We start from the raw sequence: 16,845 nt of genomic DNA on the forward strand, positions 1-16,845 counted from the left end.
TCATATATTTGTAGAAAAAGATAGGAATGTTTAAGTGACTGAAGTCAAAACCATTGGGCTTTTCTTTATAACCGCCATTGCAGAAATATTAGGCTGCTACTTACCTTATCTCTGGTTAAAGGAAGATAAGTCAGTTTGGCTTTTGGTACCAGCAGCGCTATGCCTTGCTATGTTTGCTTGGCTTCTATCTTTACATCCTACCGCAACTGGCAGAGTTTATGCCGCTTACGGTGGTGTCTATATTTTTGTCGCAATTCTATGGTTGTGGTGTATCGACGGCGTTCGACCAACGCTCTGGGACATAGTGGGGGTTTCTGTCGCTATGCTTGGCATGTCAATCATCATGTTTTCACCCAGAGCATCCTAAACGTAACCGAGGGAAACCCTTACGCTTAGTATTTTGGCTATGTGCTAGATTTATTGATTAATAACATTATGACGTAATTGCTACATAGCCAAAGTATGCTTGGGCTTCACCCCAAAACAGCGCTATTTATAGGAGATACCAATGAACCATGCAGTGAAGGCAAGATTTGATGAGTATCCAAAACATGTGCGTATTCGGATAGAAGAGCTACGAAATATCGTCTTAACTATCGCTTCTGAATTAAAACTGGGGGAAGTTGAAGAATCTCTAAAATGGGGAGAGCCAAGCTACAGTGTGAAAACAGGTAGCCCGGTAAGGATGGATTGGAAACAGAAAACGCCTAGTCGTTATTATCTGTTCTTTAATTACCAAACTAAGCTCGTCGACACATTCCGCGAACTGTATAGTGACTCACTTGAGTTTCAGGGTAATCGAGCAATAATTCTATCTTTATCCGCTCCTTTGCCAGAAGCTTCAATCAAGAGCTGTTTAGAATTAGCATTAACCTATCAAAAGCGAAAGAACTTACCTCTTTTAGGTATGTAAGATCGCTTAATAAAACTATTTACGGCCGATTAACCATATTCAACTACTCTACCTTTGTATCCTTTTTAATGCTTACGCAGTAAAGTTTTAGATTAAGTGGTCACGTTAATAGCGCCGTAACCAAACTAGTAATATCGAAATAAAGAAGAGTTTATGAAATCAAAAATCTTGTTCTTACTTATGCTTGGAGCTCATTTCAATGCTTTTTCAGCGACGAACTATCAAGTCAATGTGGTAGTAACAGAGCCTCAATCAACATTCATTTTTCCGACTTTTGAAATATCCTCTAAAGGAAAAAGCAAAACCAGTTTTGTCGACGGCTGCGCGTACTTAGGAACCCTTTCAGAACCGAGCAAAAATAGCATACAGCTTGAAGCTACCATGTCATGCAACCGAGATGGCGCTACGTCAAGGATGGAAATGCCGGTATTTGTACTCAACTCCGAGGGTCAAAGCGCGAGTTATGATCTTGTAGAAAACGGGGTCGTGATGTGGAAATATTCTGTAGAAGTTAAGCCGTCACTTAAAAAGTGATATATCAGAAATACTAAAGTAACAATCAGCACTATTAACCGCCGCTTAAGTGTAATAGGTATATTCTTTACGACTTAATGACGTTACTTGTTGCCGCAAGTCTCCAACTCATGTACAAAACAGCCCTAATTTTAATAGGAGCTAAGTGGCATGAATTTAATTGTACGTCAGGTAACTTTAGGTGATGCTGAAGGCATTACAAACGTCCTCAATCCCATCATTATTGAAGGTTTATACACTGTATTAGATACGCCTTTCACACCTGAAGAAGAAAAAGAGTTCATTACTCATTTCCCAGAACGGGGCGTGTTTACAGTCGCTTTATCCGAAAATAGCTCACAAGTCATTGGTTTCCAAAATATCGAGCCCTTTGCACAATATACAAAAGCTTTTGACCATGTTGGCATAATTGGTACGTTTGTTAGTGACGGTGCTCGTGGCCAAGGTGTGTCTAAACAGCTTTTCAAATCGACATTCGAAGTAGCCAAACAAAAGGGTTACGAAAAACTATTTGCGTACGTCCGCAGCGATAATGACCGAGCGTTATCAGCCTATCTCAAACAAGGCTTCGAAATCGTAGGGACCGCGAAGAAGCATGCAAAAGTTCGTGGGAAATACGTAGACGAAGTCCTCATTGAGAAGTTTTTGTAGGTGTTAAGTCGCTAAACACTAAGCACGCATATAAGAACATTTGAACCAAGACTCAATTTCCGTCGTAACAATGTCTTTTCTTAAATAGGTTATTTGAAATGAAACTGACCTCGGAAACTGAGTCAAGAATAATAGAAATGGCATGGGAAGACCGCACCCCATTTGAGGCTATCGAATTTCAATTTGGTTTGAATGAATCCGACGTGATTCAGTTTATGCGTAGCCGGCTCAAATCAAGTAGCTTTAAATTGTGGCGTAAAAGGGTTTCGGGGCGCAATACAAAACACAACAAGCTACGAAACTCAGACATCATTAGAGGTTATTGCCCGACTCAATATAAGCCGCGATAGCGAACTGCACTTGGCATAAATTTTTATTACGAATCGCAACATTTATCGCCCTACCTTTGAACCAACTTCATGATTGGAGGGGAATAGTCACCACTTAATTCAACCTAGGTGTTTCAGGGCGATAATAAATTCAATGGGAGTCATATTAACATCCTCAGACGCCATCAAACTAATGATTCCACAGAAAAGATTGATACAAAACGCCCACTAAAAGTAACTCAGATTAAGGCGTCATTTAACCCGTGTATCAATCTCTTTTACCTTCTATTTAGGCACTAGAATCACTAACCTTCTATTTTATCTTTGAAGGCACAGACAAAAAGCTGCATGATTAAAAAGGAAAAATAGCTGATAACGGTTTAACAAGCACTCGGAGCTTGGAGGCAATTTTGAACAAATTACTTATGATATTTGCGTTGGTTTCTTTACCTTGCTTGGCTTCTGCTGATGTTGAAGATCCCTGCAAAGTAAAAGGCGGTGGCGTTATGGCTGGTTATCAGTGTGTAGAAAAGAAGATGGAGTCTGCAGATAAAGAGCTTAACGAAAGTTACAAGGAAGCAATCGCTAGAATAGGTGAGGAAGAAAAAGCACTAAGGAAAACATGGTCTCAGACCGAACTGGTAGAGCCATTTCGAAAGGCCCAAAGAGCTTGGCTAAAATACAGAGACGCCGAATGTGAATTTACGGGCCTGTCTTCCACACCCTCACCCTGGCAAGGTGTCCAGATTGAAGAGTGTAAGTTAAGAATGACGTTAGAACGCGTCGAGTACTTCAATGGAGTATACGTAGGCTAAACGGATTACATCTAACAAAGCACTTCAATAAGATTCGCAACTCTTGGCAATTTCAGTTTAAATGTACTCAGTGTTTAAGATGCAAACGTTCAGGTTGAGTGGTCGCTCCGCTTACTACTTAACCCTGCGTTGTGCGTAAAGCTAATATGGGTGTGAAATAATTATGGAAAAAGACGATTTAGTTGGGCTAGTAGTTAAGTATTTCGAGAAAATAGATGCCGGTGATCCTAGCTATCTGGATCTATTCTCAGAGGATGTTGATTTTTTCTTTCCTAAATTTGGGCAAGCGAAAGGAAAGAGTGCCTTAGTGGAGTTTGGCAATAGGATTGGTAGCTCGTTGATTAGTATCTGGCACGACATAGACGGCTTTCAAATAACGACTGCTGGAAACAAGGTCATTGTTGAAGGACAGGAAGGCGGCGTAATGAGTGATGGTACCTCTTGGCCGGACAACAAAGTTTCCACAGGGCGTTTTTGTAGTGTATTTGAGTTTGAAGGAAAAATGATAAGTCGTATGTTTGTGTACGTAGACCCTGACTTCCCGAGTCGAGATTTTGAGAGAATTTCCGTGCTGTCAGGCGAGAGCAACGTGCGACAAACTGTTCAAGCCTGAATACCACCGTTACCGCATAGCATCTTTGTTATGCGGTAGTATTCGTAGTTAAGGTGTGTTGAGGGCTTTGATATCGCTTTACTCACACCTTATCAGTGCGTTAGCCACATTCCCTTACTGATAGAAATGCTACTTTCTTCAATCGTCCTGTATTATGATAATGAAAAAGATTGCATTAATTTTAAGATTAAAATGAACCAAAAATTTTTTCTAAAACTACTCCCTGTCCCTTTTCTTCTAGCCGGTTGCCAGTCTACGCAAAGCCAGCTACAGCCTATACCTGAAAACGTATTATCAAACCTATCGACTCAATGGGCAGTGGTAGAGGCCTGTTTTCATTCCGATGCTTATAGCTTAGAGCAATCGGTAAACTATCGAGAGGCCATTAACTATTCTTTTTCTACTTGGCTAGTCGATCAGTCCGATATCGATCAGTCGGTAAATGAAGCTCGTGTAGCGTTATCAGAATATCAGTCTCAGAATGATGGTTTAGGAACAACATGTAAGGATTGGCACCTACCCCTAGAATCTGGATTGCGAGAAGTTAACAATCATAAGAATCAAGTGGCGATAGACCAACAGCGAGCACATGAAATACATAAAGCAAACGCTTCTAAACCTGTGACGTATTCAACACCAGCATCTACTTCGACTAGTAATGTTGTTCACTGTTACAAATTGGAAGACGTTAGCTTGAATAAGAACATTCAAACCTTTAATGGAATGATATGCCCTATAGGCTGGCTTAAATATTATGGCTATTAATGTATTTGATTAATACAGGACTTAAGAATGAACTCTAAGTTTAATTTTTAGTTCAAGATTGGGTTTCTTGTTTACAATGTAATGTTTCCAGTTGGATTACCGTATTCGAATAGATTGACGAAGTTAATCAATATATGTGTATTGATGCTTACTTTTTATCGAGTTATCTTTGTTTGATAGCCATTAAAACGAGTAAGGAAACAAAGTGACTGTGTTAACAAAAGGCATACACCACGTAGGTTTAACCGTATCTAACCTAGAAGCAAGCGCGAAGTTTTTCACTGAACAATTAGGTTGGAGTGAAGTAAAAAGAAACCCAGACTACCCGGCAATATTTGTGAGTGATGGGCATATCATGCTTACACTATGGGCGGCTAAGGCTGATGCCGCCACTCCATTTGACAGAAAAACGAATATTGGTTTGCATCACTTAGCTTTACTCGTAGAGACTGAGAAGCAACTCGATGAGTTGCGTGATCAATTTATGGCGTCGGGAATCGAAATTGAGTTTGGTCCCGAGCTTGTTAAGACAGGACCCGCAAAACATTTAATGTGTTACGACCCAAGTGGTATTAGGGTTGAGTTTTTCTGGGCGGGCTCGTAAAACAAACATAACAAAGTTTTATAATAGGGATTTGGCACACATGGCATTGTTAGTTTGCACCGCGTTTGGTGTTTAAGGTGCTTAGCAGAAGCTTGTGTATCGAATACCCCCTCCTACTACACATTTTGCGACTTACGAGTAAGTCCAAAAGGATAAATGTTATGTATAAAATCGGCGTTGTTTTATTTGATGATTTCACGGATATCGATTTCTTTCTTATGTATGACTTGCTGGGGCGCACAACCGACAGTTGGACAGTAAGTATACTTGGAACTAAATCTGAACATCATTCCCACCTCGGTATGAAAGTTAAAACAGACGGACACCTTTCTGAGGTGACGAATCAAGATGTCGTTCTTATTACAAGCGGCAAACGGGGTATTCCAGCCGCTTTAAAAGATGCTGAATTTATGTCAGCGTTGAATCTTGATCCAAATAGGCAGCTAATAGGTTCGATTTGTGCGGGATCATTCATCCTCCATGAACTAGGTTTACTAAAAGGCAAGCGATTAACAACAAACCAGATGCAAAGGATGTTCTACAAAGTATGGGAGGAGATGTTCAGGATCTGCCTCTCGTGATAGACGGTAATGTAGCGACGGCTGGTGGCTGTCTTTCACTGATGTATCTAATTGGTTGGTTAACAGAGCGGCTATTTGACTCAAACAAACGAAAAGCTATACAAAATCAATTGATACCTGCTGGGCAATTAGATCTATTTGAAGAGCTTATTACCACAACTATTCAATCAGCAGAGTTAGCAAGCTCGGATAACAAGGCGTTAAATAATCATTCATAACATGTGGTGTTTTACATTACGTTAGTTTTAGTGTTTAGGGTAAGTCACACATCAGTCTTGTGTGACTTACCCTTGAACATAACGCCACTTGGGGAAATTAACTTACAGGGAGTAAATCAATTGGTAAAAATGTACGGTTCTGAAGAGACAAGAGCGTTTTGCTGTAATTGTAAAGAAGTAACGCTACATCGGTACGAAAGCTTCTCTAAAGCGCAGGAAAAGACCGAGAAAAAAGCTAAAGGTTTCTTCTCTGGTCTATTTGCAGCAATAATTAGCTCATTAATGGAAGGCGAAGCGACTGGTGACTACAAATGTACAATATGCGGCACCAATCTTCACACGCCAGATAATTTAGATTAGTAGTCAGTGTCTCTAAAGCCACAGCAAGTGGCACGCAACATAATTTATAGACGGCTCTAGTGGGTTTGAAGTGTATGCACCTTATGCATTGCATTTAGGGTTTTGAGGTTGTGTTGCGGATCAGGTAGTGCGCTTTTATCTTTAACAAGGGGCTAACGCAGAGCAAAAACAAGGGACAAGAAAAGAAGTAGTTTTACTTGAATATCAATGAATTACAGACACAAAAAAGCCCACCAAAAGGTGGGCTTTTTTAAAATTTGGTGGGTCCGGGCGAACTCGAATCGCCGACCCCTACCATGTCAAGGTAGTACTCTAACCAACTGAGCTACGGACCCAAATTTTTATGTTCCTAACCATTCAATTCAGAATGGTGCGTCCGAGTGGACTCGAACCACCGACCCCCGCCATGTCAAGGCGATACTCTAACCAGCTGAGCTACGGACGCATTTCTCTGGAACGACGAGGATATTAGCTATAAGCGAACGACGGTGCAAGCACAAATTTACCAACTTTGAACCGTTTGGCGAAAATGTAAACTCAACACGCGTTTTCAGATGATTTTATCGACAAGGACTGAGCCTGCAGGGTTTAAAAGTGTGATCTATATAACTTTTATTATCTCACTTAATTGTCGTAAGGCACTTCACTGAGCATCCAAATCTGTAAGATTTGCGATACCTTAGGGCAAGTGCCGAACAAAATCTGATATTTAGGTTTAAATGGTTCGCCGATATAGGTTGTACGGATCAACTCTCCTGTTTTGACGTCTACTTGAGTGCTCACCCTGCCTTTGAAGTTTTGAAATATGACAAACTGCTCACTGTGGTAAACCATTTGCTCTCGGTAAAACAAGAAATGATCTTGGGGTGTCTCTGTCAATTCACACTCCAGTGGTTTCAAATTAGGTATCGCACTAACATTCGATGTGATGAACAACGCCGATAAAATCCATCCGTATCGCATATGGCTGCCCTATTCTGCCCTCTTTTTCAAAGTATAGGCCCTGCCTTGATGACTGATACAAAAAAGGCTTTGATCATCTCTAATCAAAGCCCCTTGTTTCTGCTGGTTAATTGTCGTGTTTAGTCGTCCGCCTCAAACACAACGTTATAATTTTCGGTGTATGTACAATTCGGCTGACGGCTACAAGTAAAGAAACGTCTCCCTTTGAACTCACCTTGGCTTGCGGTTTTAATGATCATCGGACTGCCGCATTTTTTACAAAAACGCACTTCTTTATCGGGCTCAATCAAATCAATGTGTGCCGCAAGCAAACGACGTAATCGCCCAACTTGATAACTGTGCTTTATCGAGGCGCCAATTAAAGGCAGGTTGGCCGTCTTACAAACATGAATCAATAACTTTTGTCTTTCTATCTTACCCTTGTTTAGCTCCTGCCCATTATCCAATTCAACGATAACGCGCGGCTCTAGTGTCCTTGGGTCACAAATAACGTAATCAAAATAGCTTCGAGATATACGATTGTTCGCGACAAAAAACTGCTTCTTATTTTTGATTTCTTTTGGCGTAACCAAACTGGACATGTTTACTTTCGCGAATACTACGGCATGCTCCCCTACCGCCGCTCTTAACGCATTATAGAACGCACCCTCTTGACCTCTGAGCAGAGGGCCTTTCGAGCGATAAGGATAATCACGCGTGTCATCGTGCTTAATCACGTACTTTTGAATAACAAAGAAGAATAAAACCAGAAGAACAACAATGATAAAAATGTTGGTCATAAATAAAGTGCATCCAAAACAACTCGTTGCTCAAAGCGTAAATGGAAATGTTATGCAGAGCAACAAAACCTCGCAATTTTGAGGCGCCACGACGATAGCGAGAAACAGAAAATTTTGCTCACCAATAAAAACGAGCCAATCACACACTTGGATTGGCTCGTTTAAATTTTGTTAATACATTATGTATGCTAAGAATCAACTATTAGCGTCTGGCTGATTCTCTGGCATCGCATCAATAAAAGCTGGCAGTTGATTGCATGACTGCACAACAGCGTTAATGGTTGGATAAAGAGAAGTATCTACACCAAAGCGTTGTGCGTTATAAAATTGTGGTACCAGACAAATATCGACAATAGATGGCGAGCTTGTCAGGCTAAACTTGCAATCACCATTTAGTTTACGATGCTTCTGAAGTTTCTCTTCTAATGCTGTAAAACCTTTGTGGATCCAGTGATGAATCCAAGCGACTTTGCGCTCTGGTTCGCAAGCTAGCTCCCCCTCTAAATACTGTAGAACTCTTAAGTTATTCAGGGGATGAATCTCCATTGCAATATCCTGAGCCAAAGCTAGCGCTTGGTATCGAAGCGGCGTTTGCTCGGGGATCACAGTGACATCCGGGTAGTGTTCTTCTAAGTATTGAATGATCGCCAGTGACTGGGTTAACTGAACCTCCCCATCCACCAGCAAAGGAACCAGTTCAGAAGCGTTTAACTCATGGTACTCGTCACTGTGTTGTTCGCCACCATTGCGCACCAAGTGTACCGATTTTGAATCATACGATAACTCTTTAAGATTCAAGCAAATACGCACACGATACGCCGCCGATGATCGCCAGTATCCGTATAAAATCATGCTATCGCTCATATCGTCTCCCAACCAGCATTGTTAGTGCTTGAGATATTGGCTAACTTGTTGGTCAATCGAGCCGAATATGTTGTTGCCATCCGCATCGAACATTTCCAATCTAATTGAATCTCCAAACGACATGAAGTTAGTCGACGGCTTACCATCACGAATGGTTTCAATCATGCGAACTTCCGCGATACATGAATAGCCAACGCCACCTTCTTCAATAGAAGTGCCATGTTCCGTTCCCTGCTTGTTGGATACCGTACCTGAGCCTATAATCGCCCCAGCAGATAGCGGGCGCGTTTTAGTCGCGTGAACAATTAAGTCTGCGAAATCAAACGTCATATCGATACCTGCATTCGGGCGACCAAACGGCTTGTGGTTGTAGGTCGAGACCAATGGTAAATGCACTTTGTTTTCGTACCACGCATCGCCTAGTTCGTCTGGTGTTACTGCCACAGGAGAAAACGCAGAAGAAGGTTTAGATTGGAAAAAACCAAACCCTTTAGCTAATTCTGCGGGAATTAGCCCACGCAGTGAGACATCATTCACCAGCATGATCAAACGAATCGACTCCTGAGCCTCTGCAACACTCGCGCCCATTGGTACGTCACCTGTTACCACAGCCACTTCACCTTCGAAATCAATACCCCATTCATCACTCGCAAACTCGATGTTGTCACAAGGACCAATAAAGGCATCAGAGCCTCCTTGGTACATCAACGGATCCGTCCAAAAACTCTCTGGCATTTCAGCGCCGCGAGCTTTTCGAACCAACTCAACGTGGTTTACGTAAGCACTGCCATCAGCCCACTGATAAGCGCGAGGAAGCGGCGACTCGCAGTAGTGCGCTTCAAACTCTTCATACCCTGCAACCGTGCCATTGTTCAGTGCAACGTATAGCTCTTCCAGTTGCGGTGCTAGCGTATCCCAGTTATCAAGTGCCACCTGCATCGTCGGTGCTAAGTTCATGGGGTGGAAAATTTCTGTCGCTGGTACGCAGCGCGTTAAGTCTTTGCTCACGACCATCAACAAACCGTCACGAGTGCCATTTTTCTTGGTTGCTAATTTCATCCTTGCCTCTTACTTCTCTTGCCAGCTATAGACGTATTCTTTGTTTTCTACTTTTTCCAGCTCATCCGAAAACTGAAGTGCGTGACGCGTATCAATCATGACCGCAACTTCGTCGGTGAAAGTCTTCTTATGCTCTCGCCCTGCTTTGAATGCTTTCGGGTGAGGACCATGCGTAAATCCTGCTGGATGGAATGTCACCATGCCTGCTTCAATGTTGTCACGGCTGAAAAAATCACCTGCATGGTAGAACAAGACTTCGTCATAATCGTCATTGTTGTGGTAGAACGGTACTTTGAGCGCTCCAGGATCACTTTCAATTGGACGAGGAACGAAGGTACACACCACAAATCCTGCTCCTACAAATGTAGTATGTGCAGAAGGCGGTAAATGGTAACGATGTGACATAAGTGGACGAATATCACGCCAGTTCACTTTTACTACCGCCAAATCACCATGCCACCCAATCGCATCCAGCGGGTTGAATGGGTAAGTGATAACACTGACTTTATCGTAGCGTTTCACCTGAACCTGTGTTTGATTCTCAGAATATTGAGCACGGAACTGATCGTTGATCGACGGCGTTTCTAAAACCGCCGGATCAAACACCGCGTGGTTTCCAACCATGCCTTTTTCGGGCAATGTATAAGCCGCATCGGTGTTTTCAATCATCAGAATGAACATCGGCTCGCTTGGTTCTAAACGCCAGCTCGTTGAGCGCGGGATCATGACATAATCCCCTTCGCTCACTTTCAAATGACCATAATCACAGTAGAGATCTGCCGTACCTTGGTGGATGAATAGCAGTTCGTCGCCATCTGCATTTCTCACCAAGAAGTCCATTTTTTCATCCATACGCCAAACACGAACTTTACAATTCGCGTTGTGTAATAGATGCGGGACTGCCCAAGGGGTAATATGGCTGGCTTTTTCGACTAGATTAAAATCAAACGCTCGTGGACGTAGCTCGCCCTCCCACTCAGACCACCCCGTTGGGGCATGTTGATGATGAAAATGTGTTGCGGGGCCGAAGAAGCCACTTCGACCTGCCTCACGTTCATAAATTGCCTCTTCCGGGAAGTCAGCATGTGCTTGTTTAGAGCACACTCCCTCCCGATGAGGGAATGTGATCCATTTATGCATCGCTCAATACTCCTCGGCGAATTTGGTCTTCTTCTATCGATTCAAACAACGCTTTGAAGTTACCCTCGCCAAAGCCTTCATTGCCTTTACGTTGGATGATTTCGAAGAACACAGGGCCGATAACGGTTTGAGTAAAGATTTGTAGCAAGATGCCATCTTTCGTTGGCGCACCATCAATAAGAATCTGCAAATCACGAAGCTTGCTTACATCTTCGCCGTGGCCTTCAACACGCTGATCGACTTTCTCGTAATAAGTATCTGGTGTTGGCATAAAGTCCATGCCTCGCTCACGCAAGGTTTTGACCGTTTCGTAGATGTCGTCAGTGGTCAATGCGATGTGTTGAATACCTTCGCCATTGTATTCACGGATAAACTCTTCAATCTGTGATTTATCATCTGACGACTCATTGATAGGAATTCGGATTTTGCCGCAAGGTGCGGTCATCGCACGGCTGACAAGACCAGTCAGCTTACCTTCGATATCGAAATAACGAATTTCGCGGAAGTTACCAATGCGCTCATAGAAACCTGACCAGACATCCATGTTGCCTTGCTTAACGTTGTGCGTTAAGTGGTCGATTTCGTAAAGACCAACATTCGCTTTTGATAAACGCTCATCAGCATCATCATAAAAACGAAAATCGACATCATAAATGCTCTGCTTTCCATAACGATCGACAAAATAAAGCAAGCTTTCACCGATGCCATAAATAGCAGGAATGCTAAGCTCCATCGGCCCAATTTCCGTTTTATATTCTTTACCGCCATTCTCTAACGCATGCGCCAGAGCAACGGTGGCGTCTTTCACACGAAATGCCATGCCACAAACCGACGGACCGTGAACTTTGGCGAATCCCTCAGCTTGGCTATGCGGCTGCGCATTCACAATAAAGCTAATGTCACCTTGTCGATATAACCACGCTTCTTTTGAGCGATGCTTTGCAATCTCCGCAAAACCTAACGATATAAACAGATCTTTAAGCTGTTGAATGCCTTTGTTGTCAGCAGCGGTATATTCAACAAACTCAAATCCGTCTGTTCCTAGTGGGTTATATGCATCAACCATGACTTTCTCCTTGTCTCAGTAGCTTTTGTTTGGACTTATTTTTCTAACTTGGCGCAGGTCTTGAGAAATTGGAATACGTGGGGAGAAATCTTTATCTTGGCGATTTTTACGCATAATTGTAAAATATATGTTACACATAGAGAGCACGTCGAACCCACTTTCGTAAACATCAAACAAACTGCTTATTTTCAATATATTAGATTGATATTTTCGGCTTTACGCCACCACATAAAATGTAAACAAGTTGTTACTTTGGCATTTTATCTTGGCAACGTAGCTCAAAAAGCAAAAGGGGATGGAAAGTCTATTGCACCCTATCTCTATCCGATTTATTCATTTGATCCTGCAAAACATCAAAAGTAATATTTCGTGACGCTTCATACAGTTCGAAAGGCTCATCGGTCAGAATCGTGTCATGGATACCCCTTTATTGATTCACCTCAGTTTTATTCAAAAGTAACTGTGCCATAAGTGGTGCTCTGTTCCCTATCGAGCCGAGCCACAAGGCTTCACGCTCGATCAGAAAAAGAGACATCTAATGACACACATCAATCAAGAACGCTTAGTTGAACACTTTTGCCAACTAGTACGTATCGACAGCGAATCAAAAAACGAAAAACAAATTGCAGAAACACTGGCAGAACAGCTAGGCGAGCTAGGCTTTACCGTACGCAAACTTCCAGTACCTGAGCACATTTCTAACGGTTTTAACGTGTACGCCCGTTTAGACGGCAAAAAAGACGGCTCTATTCTAATGAGCTGTCATATGGATACGGTCACTCCAGGTATTGGCATTGAGCCACTCATCGAAGACGGCGTTATCCGTTCAAAAGGCAATACGATTCTTGGTGGCGATGATAAATCTGGTATTGCTGCCATCATGGAAGCCGTTCGTTGTATTCAAGCGGAAAACCGTGAGCACAAAACGTTAGAACTTGCTTTCACCGTGTATGAAGAAGGCGGTTTATTCGGTTCACAATACTTCGATATGTCACACGTCACTTCAACGGAAGCAATCGTGTTAGATACGGGTGGCCCTATTGGCACCATTGTGACCGCAGCCCCAGGCCAGCAAAAGATCATGGCAAAAATCAAAGGTCGACCAGCACACGCAGGGCTTGCGCCAGAAGAAGGCATCAGTGCGATCATGGTGGCGGCAGATGCCATCAACCAAATGAAGCTGCTTCGAATCGACGAAGAAACGACAGCCAACATCGGTATGGTTAACGGCGGTCAGGCCACAAACATTGTTATGCCCGAATTAAAAATCGTGGCAGAAGCACGCTCCCTGAATGGCGATAAACTAGATGCTCAGGTCAATCATATGATCTCAACATTAGAGTCTGTCTGTAAAAAACACGGTGCAGAAGTCGAAATTGAATCTAGCCGAGCCTACGACGCTTTTGTTATTGAAGAAAACCACCCACACGTAAACGCTATAAAAGCAGCGTTTTCAGAGTTGGGCATTGACGCCTTCACAAAAGGCACTGGCGGCGGTAGCGATGCCAACAACTTTAACAAGAAAGGTCTCACAACGGTCAACCTTTCAACTGGCATGGCAAAAGTACACACGACAGAAGAGTTTATCGCGGTAAGTGATATGGTCAAAATCACTGAGTTCGTGAAACATTTCCTAGTCAGTTAACGTCGTGCCTTTTGAAGAGCAGACTGACTATCTTCCCCTTCTAGCCTGTGCTTGAAGGGGATTTTAATTTGTATCGAAGCAAAATTACTTCCCGTCATGCCAACTTGATATCAGATCTTCAAAGAAATTCCCCTAGCTCACTTTTTGAGACCAGACAGCTCAACACCCGACACCCTGTTACAGTAATGTTAAAACTCGATTGTGTAGACAATTTATACAATATACATTTTTGGCATCTTTCAGGATGAAAAGAGTGAGACAAGGATGAAATTACCTAAGTTGCTTTTATTAACGTCGATGATGAGTCCAATACTGGCAACATCAAGCTATGCCGCGCCGTATCCCGCAGGTGTGACCCTCGATGAGACACAAGAAATTACGCTAAACAATGGGGCTGAAGTTACTTCTATTGACCCAGCCAAGCAAGCCGCAGAGCCCGCTTTTAATCTTGGTCGAGACCTGTTTGAAGGTCTGGTCATTCAAGATAAGCAAGGTAAAACCATTCCTGGTGTTGCTGAGTCTTGGTCAGTCAATGACAACAATACGGTTTATACCTTCCACTTACGTGATGCAAAATGGTCAAATGGCGAAACGGTCACTGCACAAGATTTTGTCTACAGCTGGCAACGCTTACTGAATCCAAGCACTGCTTCACCGTACGCTTGGTTTGCGGCCATTCCAAATATCGAAAACTCGCAAGCCATTATGAAAGGCGACGCCGCACCCGAGTCTTTGGGCGTGAAGGCGCTGGATGAAAAAACGTTCCAGGTAACACTCGAAGAGCCTATTCCCTTCTTTACGAAACTATTAAGTCATCCAGTGCTTGCCCCCGTTCATAAAGCGACCATTGAAAAACATGGCAACCGTTGGACCCAGCCAGAACATATAGTTACAAATGGTGCGTTTACTGTCTCTGAATGGAAAGTTAACGAAAAACTGGTGATGGTTAAAAATCCACATTATTGGGACGCAAGCAATGTAGTGCTGGAAAAAGTCACCTGGCTACCAATTGGTGATGCAAACGTAGTGCTAAACCGCTACCTAGCTGGTGAGATAGACCAAGCGGTTTCCATTCCTGCCGCTCAGAAGAAAAAGTTAATTCAACAACGCCCGCAAGAAGTGGCAAGCACCAGTGCGTCTCTTGGCTCCACATTCTATTACCTCAACACTCAACAAGGGCCAACAAAAGACGTGCGAGTTCGTAAAGCCCTCTCATATGCCATTGACCGTCAACTGTTAACGAGTGCTATTTTGAGAAACGGTGGGGTTCCAATGTATACCCTTGTGCCACCTCAAACAGATGGTTTTAAATCTCACACTCCTGAGTTCGCAACTTGGAACCGCCATAAACGTATCGAAAAAGCGCGGCAATTACTGTCAGAAGCTGGATACGATAAAAGCAATCCGCTTAAGTTAACGTTTACCGTACCAACTTTCTCGATGGACGTAAAAATGGCAACCACCATGGCAGGCATGTGGAAAAGCCGATTGGGTGCGCAAGTCACGATAAAACAGCTAGAACCGAAAGTGTTCTACGCACTTAAAGAGCCGACCGACGTTACTCGCGGCGGCTGGACGGCCGACTACAATGAAGCCTCTACATGGTTGGATATCTTCGTTTCTAGTGGCGAGTACAACGATTCTCGATATAACAACCCGCAATACGACGAGTTAATGGCTCGCTCAAAGACCATGAGCAACCCATCAGAACTGTATCTACAAGCAGAAAGCATGCTGATTGAAGACATGGCCCTTATTCCTATTTATCGTCCGGGTAACGATCAATACCTCATCAAGCCTTACGTGGGCGGCTACGAACTGACAAACCCTGAGTCGTCGTACTACCGCAAGAATGTCTATGTAAAAGCCCACTAAAAGCATGTTTTCGGTCTGAGTCGGCAAGTTCAATGTTTACTTGCCGTTCCTCATATCTCTCGGTGGAGAAGGCAACCTGAGCTCAGACCATTTTTTATTCATAACCGTTCGAAGTGATTTCGGATGACCAAAGGATGATGGATCATGATTTGGTACATTGTTAAGCGATTAGCTATCGCTATCCCCACGCTTCTATTCATCGCACTCGTATCATTTTGGCTGATGCACATTGCACCAGGGGGGCCATTTGATATGGAACGGCCTATGCCAGAGGTGGTACGTGCGAATATCGAAGCAAAATTCCATTTGGACCAGCCCTTCCTTACTCAGTTTTGGATTTACATTGGTAATTTCATACAAGGAGATCTCGGTCCGAGCTTCGTTTATCAAGACTTCAGTGTTACACAGCTCGTCGCACAATCATGGCCAGTTTCAGCAGTATTAGGCGTACTCTCCTTTTGTATTTCCGTTCCACTTGGCATGTTGCTTGGCACCATTGCGGCATTGAACCGAAATAGCCGCCTAGATTACGGCCTGATGACACTTTCGATGACTGGAGTTGTGGTTCCGGCTTTCGTGCTTGCTCCAGTTTTAGTCATGATCTTCGCTATTCAGCTCGGCTGGTTCCCTGCTGGTGGTTGGGAAGGAGGAAAGCTGGCTTTTCTTGTTCTTCCCGTGCTCAGCCTAGCGATTGGCTCCATTGCGAGTATTGCACGCGTCATGCGTAGCGCAATGATTGAAACGCTCAACCAACCATACATTCGAACGGCAAAAGCCAAAGGTTTGTCCACAACCTACATTTTATTCCATCACGCTTTGCGACCATCCCTGATTCCCGTCGTTGCGATGCTCGGCCCTGCGTTTGTGTCTGTCGTGACAGGCTCGGTAATTATCGACATTTTCTTTGGTACAGGTGGCATGGGACAACACTTTGTGTCTGGTGCTCTCAACCGCGACTACGGCCTAGTAATGGGCATTACTCTGATTGTCGCTTCACTCACTATCTTCTTTAACCTTGTGGTCGACTTGCTATATACGATTATCGACCCTCGTATACGCGTTTAGGAGTCC

At 43.4% G+C, this 16,845-nt stretch carries 19 protein-coding genes, 2 tRNA genes and 1 pseudogene; 14 read left to right on the forward strand and 8 right to left on the reverse strand.

Features of this window, described 5'->3' with window-relative positions:
- Positions 1 to 34 precede the first annotated feature (34 nt).
- The 11 genes and pseudogenes from R7P35_RS10445 (at position 35) to R7P35_RS10495 (ending at position 6,383) form a co-directional block, all read left to right on the forward strand.
- A complete protein-coding gene (locus R7P35_RS10445; protein WP_005377819.1) occupies positions 35 to 367 on the forward strand; it encodes a YnfA family protein in 333 nt (110 codons plus the stop codon).
- A gap of 141 nt (positions 368 to 508) precedes the next feature.
- Positions 509 to 913 carry a DUF1801 domain-containing protein gene (locus tag R7P35_RS10450; RefSeq protein WP_213904709.1) on the forward strand — a complete coding sequence of 135 codons (405 nt, stop codon included), beginning with the start codon at positions 509 to 511 and terminating at the stop codon, positions 911 to 913.
- 153 nt (positions 914 to 1,066) lie between these two features.
- Entirely contained in the window at positions 1,067 to 1,447 is a 381-nt protein-coding gene (locus tag R7P35_RS10455; RefSeq protein ID WP_047100679.1) for a hypothetical protein, read from the forward strand.
- Between the two features lie 150 nt (positions 1,448 to 1,597).
- Complete coding sequence (locus tag R7P35_RS10460; protein ID WP_137281925.1) at positions 1,598 to 2,098, forward strand: GNAT family N-acetyltransferase; 501 nt, start codon at positions 1,598 to 1,600, stop codon at positions 2,096 to 2,098.
- Between the two features lie 98 nt (positions 2,099 to 2,196).
- On the forward strand, positions 2,197 to 2,448 hold the full coding sequence (locus R7P35_RS10465) for a TIGR03643 family protein (RefSeq protein WP_005377824.1): 252 nt from the start codon (positions 2,197 to 2,199) through the stop codon (positions 2,446 to 2,448).
- A 404-nt stretch (positions 2,449 to 2,852) separates the two neighbouring features.
- Positions 2,853 to 3,242 (forward strand): lysozyme inhibitor LprI family protein, encoded by a 390-nt coding sequence (locus R7P35_RS10470; RefSeq protein WP_042522523.1) that lies wholly within the window; start codon positions 2,853 to 2,855, stop codon positions 3,240 to 3,242.
- Positions 3,243 to 3,405: 163 nt separating this feature from the next.
- On the forward strand, positions 3,406 to 3,855 hold the full coding sequence (locus R7P35_RS10475) for a nuclear transport factor 2 family protein (protein ID WP_005377826.1): 450 nt from the start codon (positions 3,406 to 3,408) through the stop codon (positions 3,853 to 3,855).
- Positions 3,856 to 4,047: 192 nt separating this feature from the next.
- On the forward strand, positions 4,048 to 4,620 hold the full coding sequence (locus R7P35_RS10480; RefSeq protein ID WP_225466652.1) for a hypothetical protein: 573 nt from the start codon (positions 4,048 to 4,050) through the stop codon (positions 4,618 to 4,620).
- Positions 4,621 to 4,825: 205 nt separating this feature from the next.
- Positions 4,826 to 5,224 carry a VOC family protein gene (locus tag R7P35_RS10485; RefSeq protein ID WP_017820909.1) on the forward strand — a complete coding sequence of 133 codons (399 nt, stop codon included), beginning with the start codon at positions 4,826 to 4,828 and terminating at the stop codon, positions 5,222 to 5,224.
- 161 nt (positions 5,225 to 5,385) lie between these two features.
- Positions 5,386 to 6,023 (forward strand): annotated as a pseudogene (locus tag R7P35_RS10490) (DJ-1/PfpI family protein).
- Positions 6,024 to 6,152: 129 nt separating this feature from the next.
- On the forward strand, positions 6,153 to 6,383 hold the full coding sequence (locus tag R7P35_RS10495; protein WP_017820907.1) for a hypothetical protein: 231 nt from the start codon (positions 6,153 to 6,155) through the stop codon (positions 6,381 to 6,383).
- A gap of 258 nt (positions 6,384 to 6,641) precedes the next feature.
- Here R7P35_RS10495 and R7P35_RS10500 read toward each other — a convergent pair.
- From R7P35_RS10500 to hppD, 8 genes are all read right to left on the reverse strand, one after another.
- Positions 6,642 to 6,718, reverse strand: a tRNA-Val gene (locus R7P35_RS10500).
- Between the two features lie 33 nt (positions 6,719 to 6,751).
- A tRNA-Val gene (locus R7P35_RS10505) sits at positions 6,752 to 6,828 on the reverse strand.
- Between the two features lie 179 nt (positions 6,829 to 7,007).
- A complete protein-coding gene (locus R7P35_RS10510) occupies positions 7,008 to 7,346 on the reverse strand; it encodes a hypothetical protein (RefSeq protein ID WP_025766742.1) in 339 nt (112 codons plus the stop codon).
- Between the two features lie 119 nt (positions 7,347 to 7,465).
- Positions 7,466 to 8,125 carry a DUF2726 domain-containing protein gene (locus R7P35_RS10515; protein ID WP_005377831.1) on the reverse strand — a complete coding sequence of 220 codons (660 nt, stop codon included), beginning with the start codon at positions 8,123 to 8,125 and terminating at the stop codon, positions 7,466 to 7,468.
- A gap of 195 nt (positions 8,126 to 8,320) precedes the next feature.
- Positions 8,321 to 8,989: a maleylacetoacetate isomerase gene (maiA, locus tag R7P35_RS10520; RefSeq protein WP_005377832.1), complete on the reverse strand. Its 669-nt coding sequence runs from the start codon at positions 8,987 to 8,989 to the stop codon at positions 8,321 to 8,323.
- Between the two features lie 21 nt (positions 8,990 to 9,010).
- Entirely contained in the window at positions 9,011 to 10,048 is a 1,038-nt protein-coding gene (locus R7P35_RS10525) for a fumarylacetoacetate hydrolase family protein (RefSeq protein WP_025766743.1), read from the reverse strand.
- Positions 10,049 to 10,057: 9 nt separating this feature from the next.
- Positions 10,058 to 11,188: a homogentisate 1,2-dioxygenase gene (locus R7P35_RS10530; RefSeq protein WP_186584309.1), complete on the reverse strand. Its 1,131-nt coding sequence runs from the start codon at positions 11,186 to 11,188 to the stop codon at positions 10,058 to 10,060.
- Positions 11,181 to 12,254 (reverse strand): 4-hydroxyphenylpyruvate dioxygenase, encoded by a 1,074-nt coding sequence (hppD, locus tag R7P35_RS10535; protein ID WP_005377835.1) that lies wholly within the window; start codon positions 12,252 to 12,254, stop codon positions 11,181 to 11,183. Before hppD ends, R7P35_RS10530 begins: the two co-directional genes overlap by 8 nt.
- Positions 12,255 to 12,792: 538 nt before the next feature.
- Between hppD and R7P35_RS10540 the strand changes: the two genes are divergently transcribed.
- The 3 genes from R7P35_RS10540 (at position 12,793) to oppB (ending at position 16,839) form a co-directional block, all read left to right on the forward strand.
- Complete coding sequence (locus tag R7P35_RS10540) at positions 12,793 to 13,899, forward strand: M20/M25/M40 family metallo-hydrolase (protein ID WP_025766746.1); 1,107 nt, start codon at positions 12,793 to 12,795, stop codon at positions 13,897 to 13,899.
- A 264-nt stretch (positions 13,900 to 14,163) separates the two neighbouring features.
- Positions 14,164 to 15,774 (forward strand): peptide ABC transporter substrate-binding protein, encoded by a 1,611-nt coding sequence (locus R7P35_RS10545; protein ID WP_025766747.1) that lies wholly within the window; start codon positions 14,164 to 14,166, stop codon positions 15,772 to 15,774.
- Between the two features lie 144 nt (positions 15,775 to 15,918).
- The gene (gene oppB / locus R7P35_RS10550; protein ID WP_318092068.1) at positions 15,919 to 16,839 is read left to right on the forward strand and encodes an oligopeptide ABC transporter permease OppB; all 921 of its coding nucleotides are present in this window, start codon (positions 15,919 to 15,921) and stop codon (positions 16,837 to 16,839) included.
- Positions 16,840 to 16,845: the final 6 nt, after the last annotated feature.

This window comes from Vibrio sp. Vb0304 (assembly GCF_033338995.1).
GTDB lineage: Bacteria > Pseudomonadota > Gammaproteobacteria > Enterobacterales > Vibrionaceae > Vibrio > Vibrio alginolyticus.

What these genes read in the sequence shown, in the direction of transcription:
- R7P35_RS10450 (WP_213904709.1), top strand. Translation starts at nt 509, where the DNA reads ATGAACCATGCAGTGAAGGCAAGATTTGATGAGTATCCAAAACATGTG.
- R7P35_RS10455 (WP_047100679.1), top strand. Translation starts at nt 1,067, where the DNA reads ATGAAATCAAAAATCTTGTTCTTACTTATGCTTGGAGCTCATTTCAAT.
- R7P35_RS10460 (WP_137281925.1), top strand. Translation starts at nt 1,598, where the DNA reads ATGAATTTAATTGTACGTCAGGTAACTTTAGGTGATGCTGAAGGCATT.
- R7P35_RS10465 (WP_005377824.1), top strand. Translation starts at nt 2,197, where the DNA reads ATGAAACTGACCTCGGAAACTGAGTCAAGAATAATAGAAATGGCATGG.
- R7P35_RS10470 (WP_042522523.1), top strand. Translation starts at nt 2,853, where the DNA reads ATGATATTTGCGTTGGTTTCTTTACCTTGCTTGGCTTCTGCTGATGTT.
- R7P35_RS10475 (WP_005377826.1), top strand. Translation starts at nt 3,406, where the DNA reads ATGGAAAAAGACGATTTAGTTGGGCTAGTAGTTAAGTATTTCGAGAAA.
- R7P35_RS10480 (WP_225466652.1), top strand. Translation starts at nt 4,048, where the DNA reads ATGAACCAAAAATTTTTTCTAAAACTACTCCCTGTCCCTTTTCTTCTA.
- R7P35_RS10495 (WP_017820907.1), top strand. Translation starts at nt 6,153, where the DNA reads ATGTACGGTTCTGAAGAGACAAGAGCGTTTTGCTGTAATTGTAAAGAA.
- R7P35_RS10510 (WP_025766742.1), bottom strand. Translation starts at nt 7,346, where the DNA reads ATGCGATACGGATGGATTTTATCGGCGTTGTTCATCACATCGAATGTT.
- R7P35_RS10515 (WP_005377831.1), bottom strand. Translation starts at nt 8,125, where the DNA reads ATGACCAACATTTTTATCATTGTTGTTCTTCTGGTTTTATTCTTCTTT.
- maiA (WP_005377832.1), bottom strand. Translation starts at nt 8,989, where the DNA reads ATGAGCGATAGCATGATTTTATACGGATACTGGCGATCATCGGCGGCG.
- R7P35_RS10525 (WP_025766743.1), bottom strand. Translation starts at nt 10,048, where the DNA reads ATGAAATTAGCAACCAAGAAAAATGGCACTCGTGACGGTTTGTTGATG.
- R7P35_RS10530 (WP_186584309.1), bottom strand. Translation starts at nt 11,188, where the DNA reads ATGCATAAATGGATCACATTCCCTCATCGGGAGGGAGTGTGCTCTAAA.
- hppD (WP_005377835.1), bottom strand. Translation starts at nt 12,254, where the DNA reads ATGGTTGATGCATATAACCCACTAGGAACAGACGGATTTGAGTTTGTT.
- R7P35_RS10540 (WP_025766746.1), top strand. Translation starts at nt 12,793, where the DNA reads ATGACACACATCAATCAAGAACGCTTAGTTGAACACTTTTGCCAACTA.
- R7P35_RS10545 (WP_025766747.1), top strand. Translation starts at nt 14,164, where the DNA reads ATGAAATTACCTAAGTTGCTTTTATTAACGTCGATGATGAGTCCAATA.
- oppB (WP_318092068.1), top strand. Translation starts at nt 15,919, where the DNA reads ATGATTTGGTACATTGTTAAGCGATTAGCTATCGCTATCCCCACGCTT.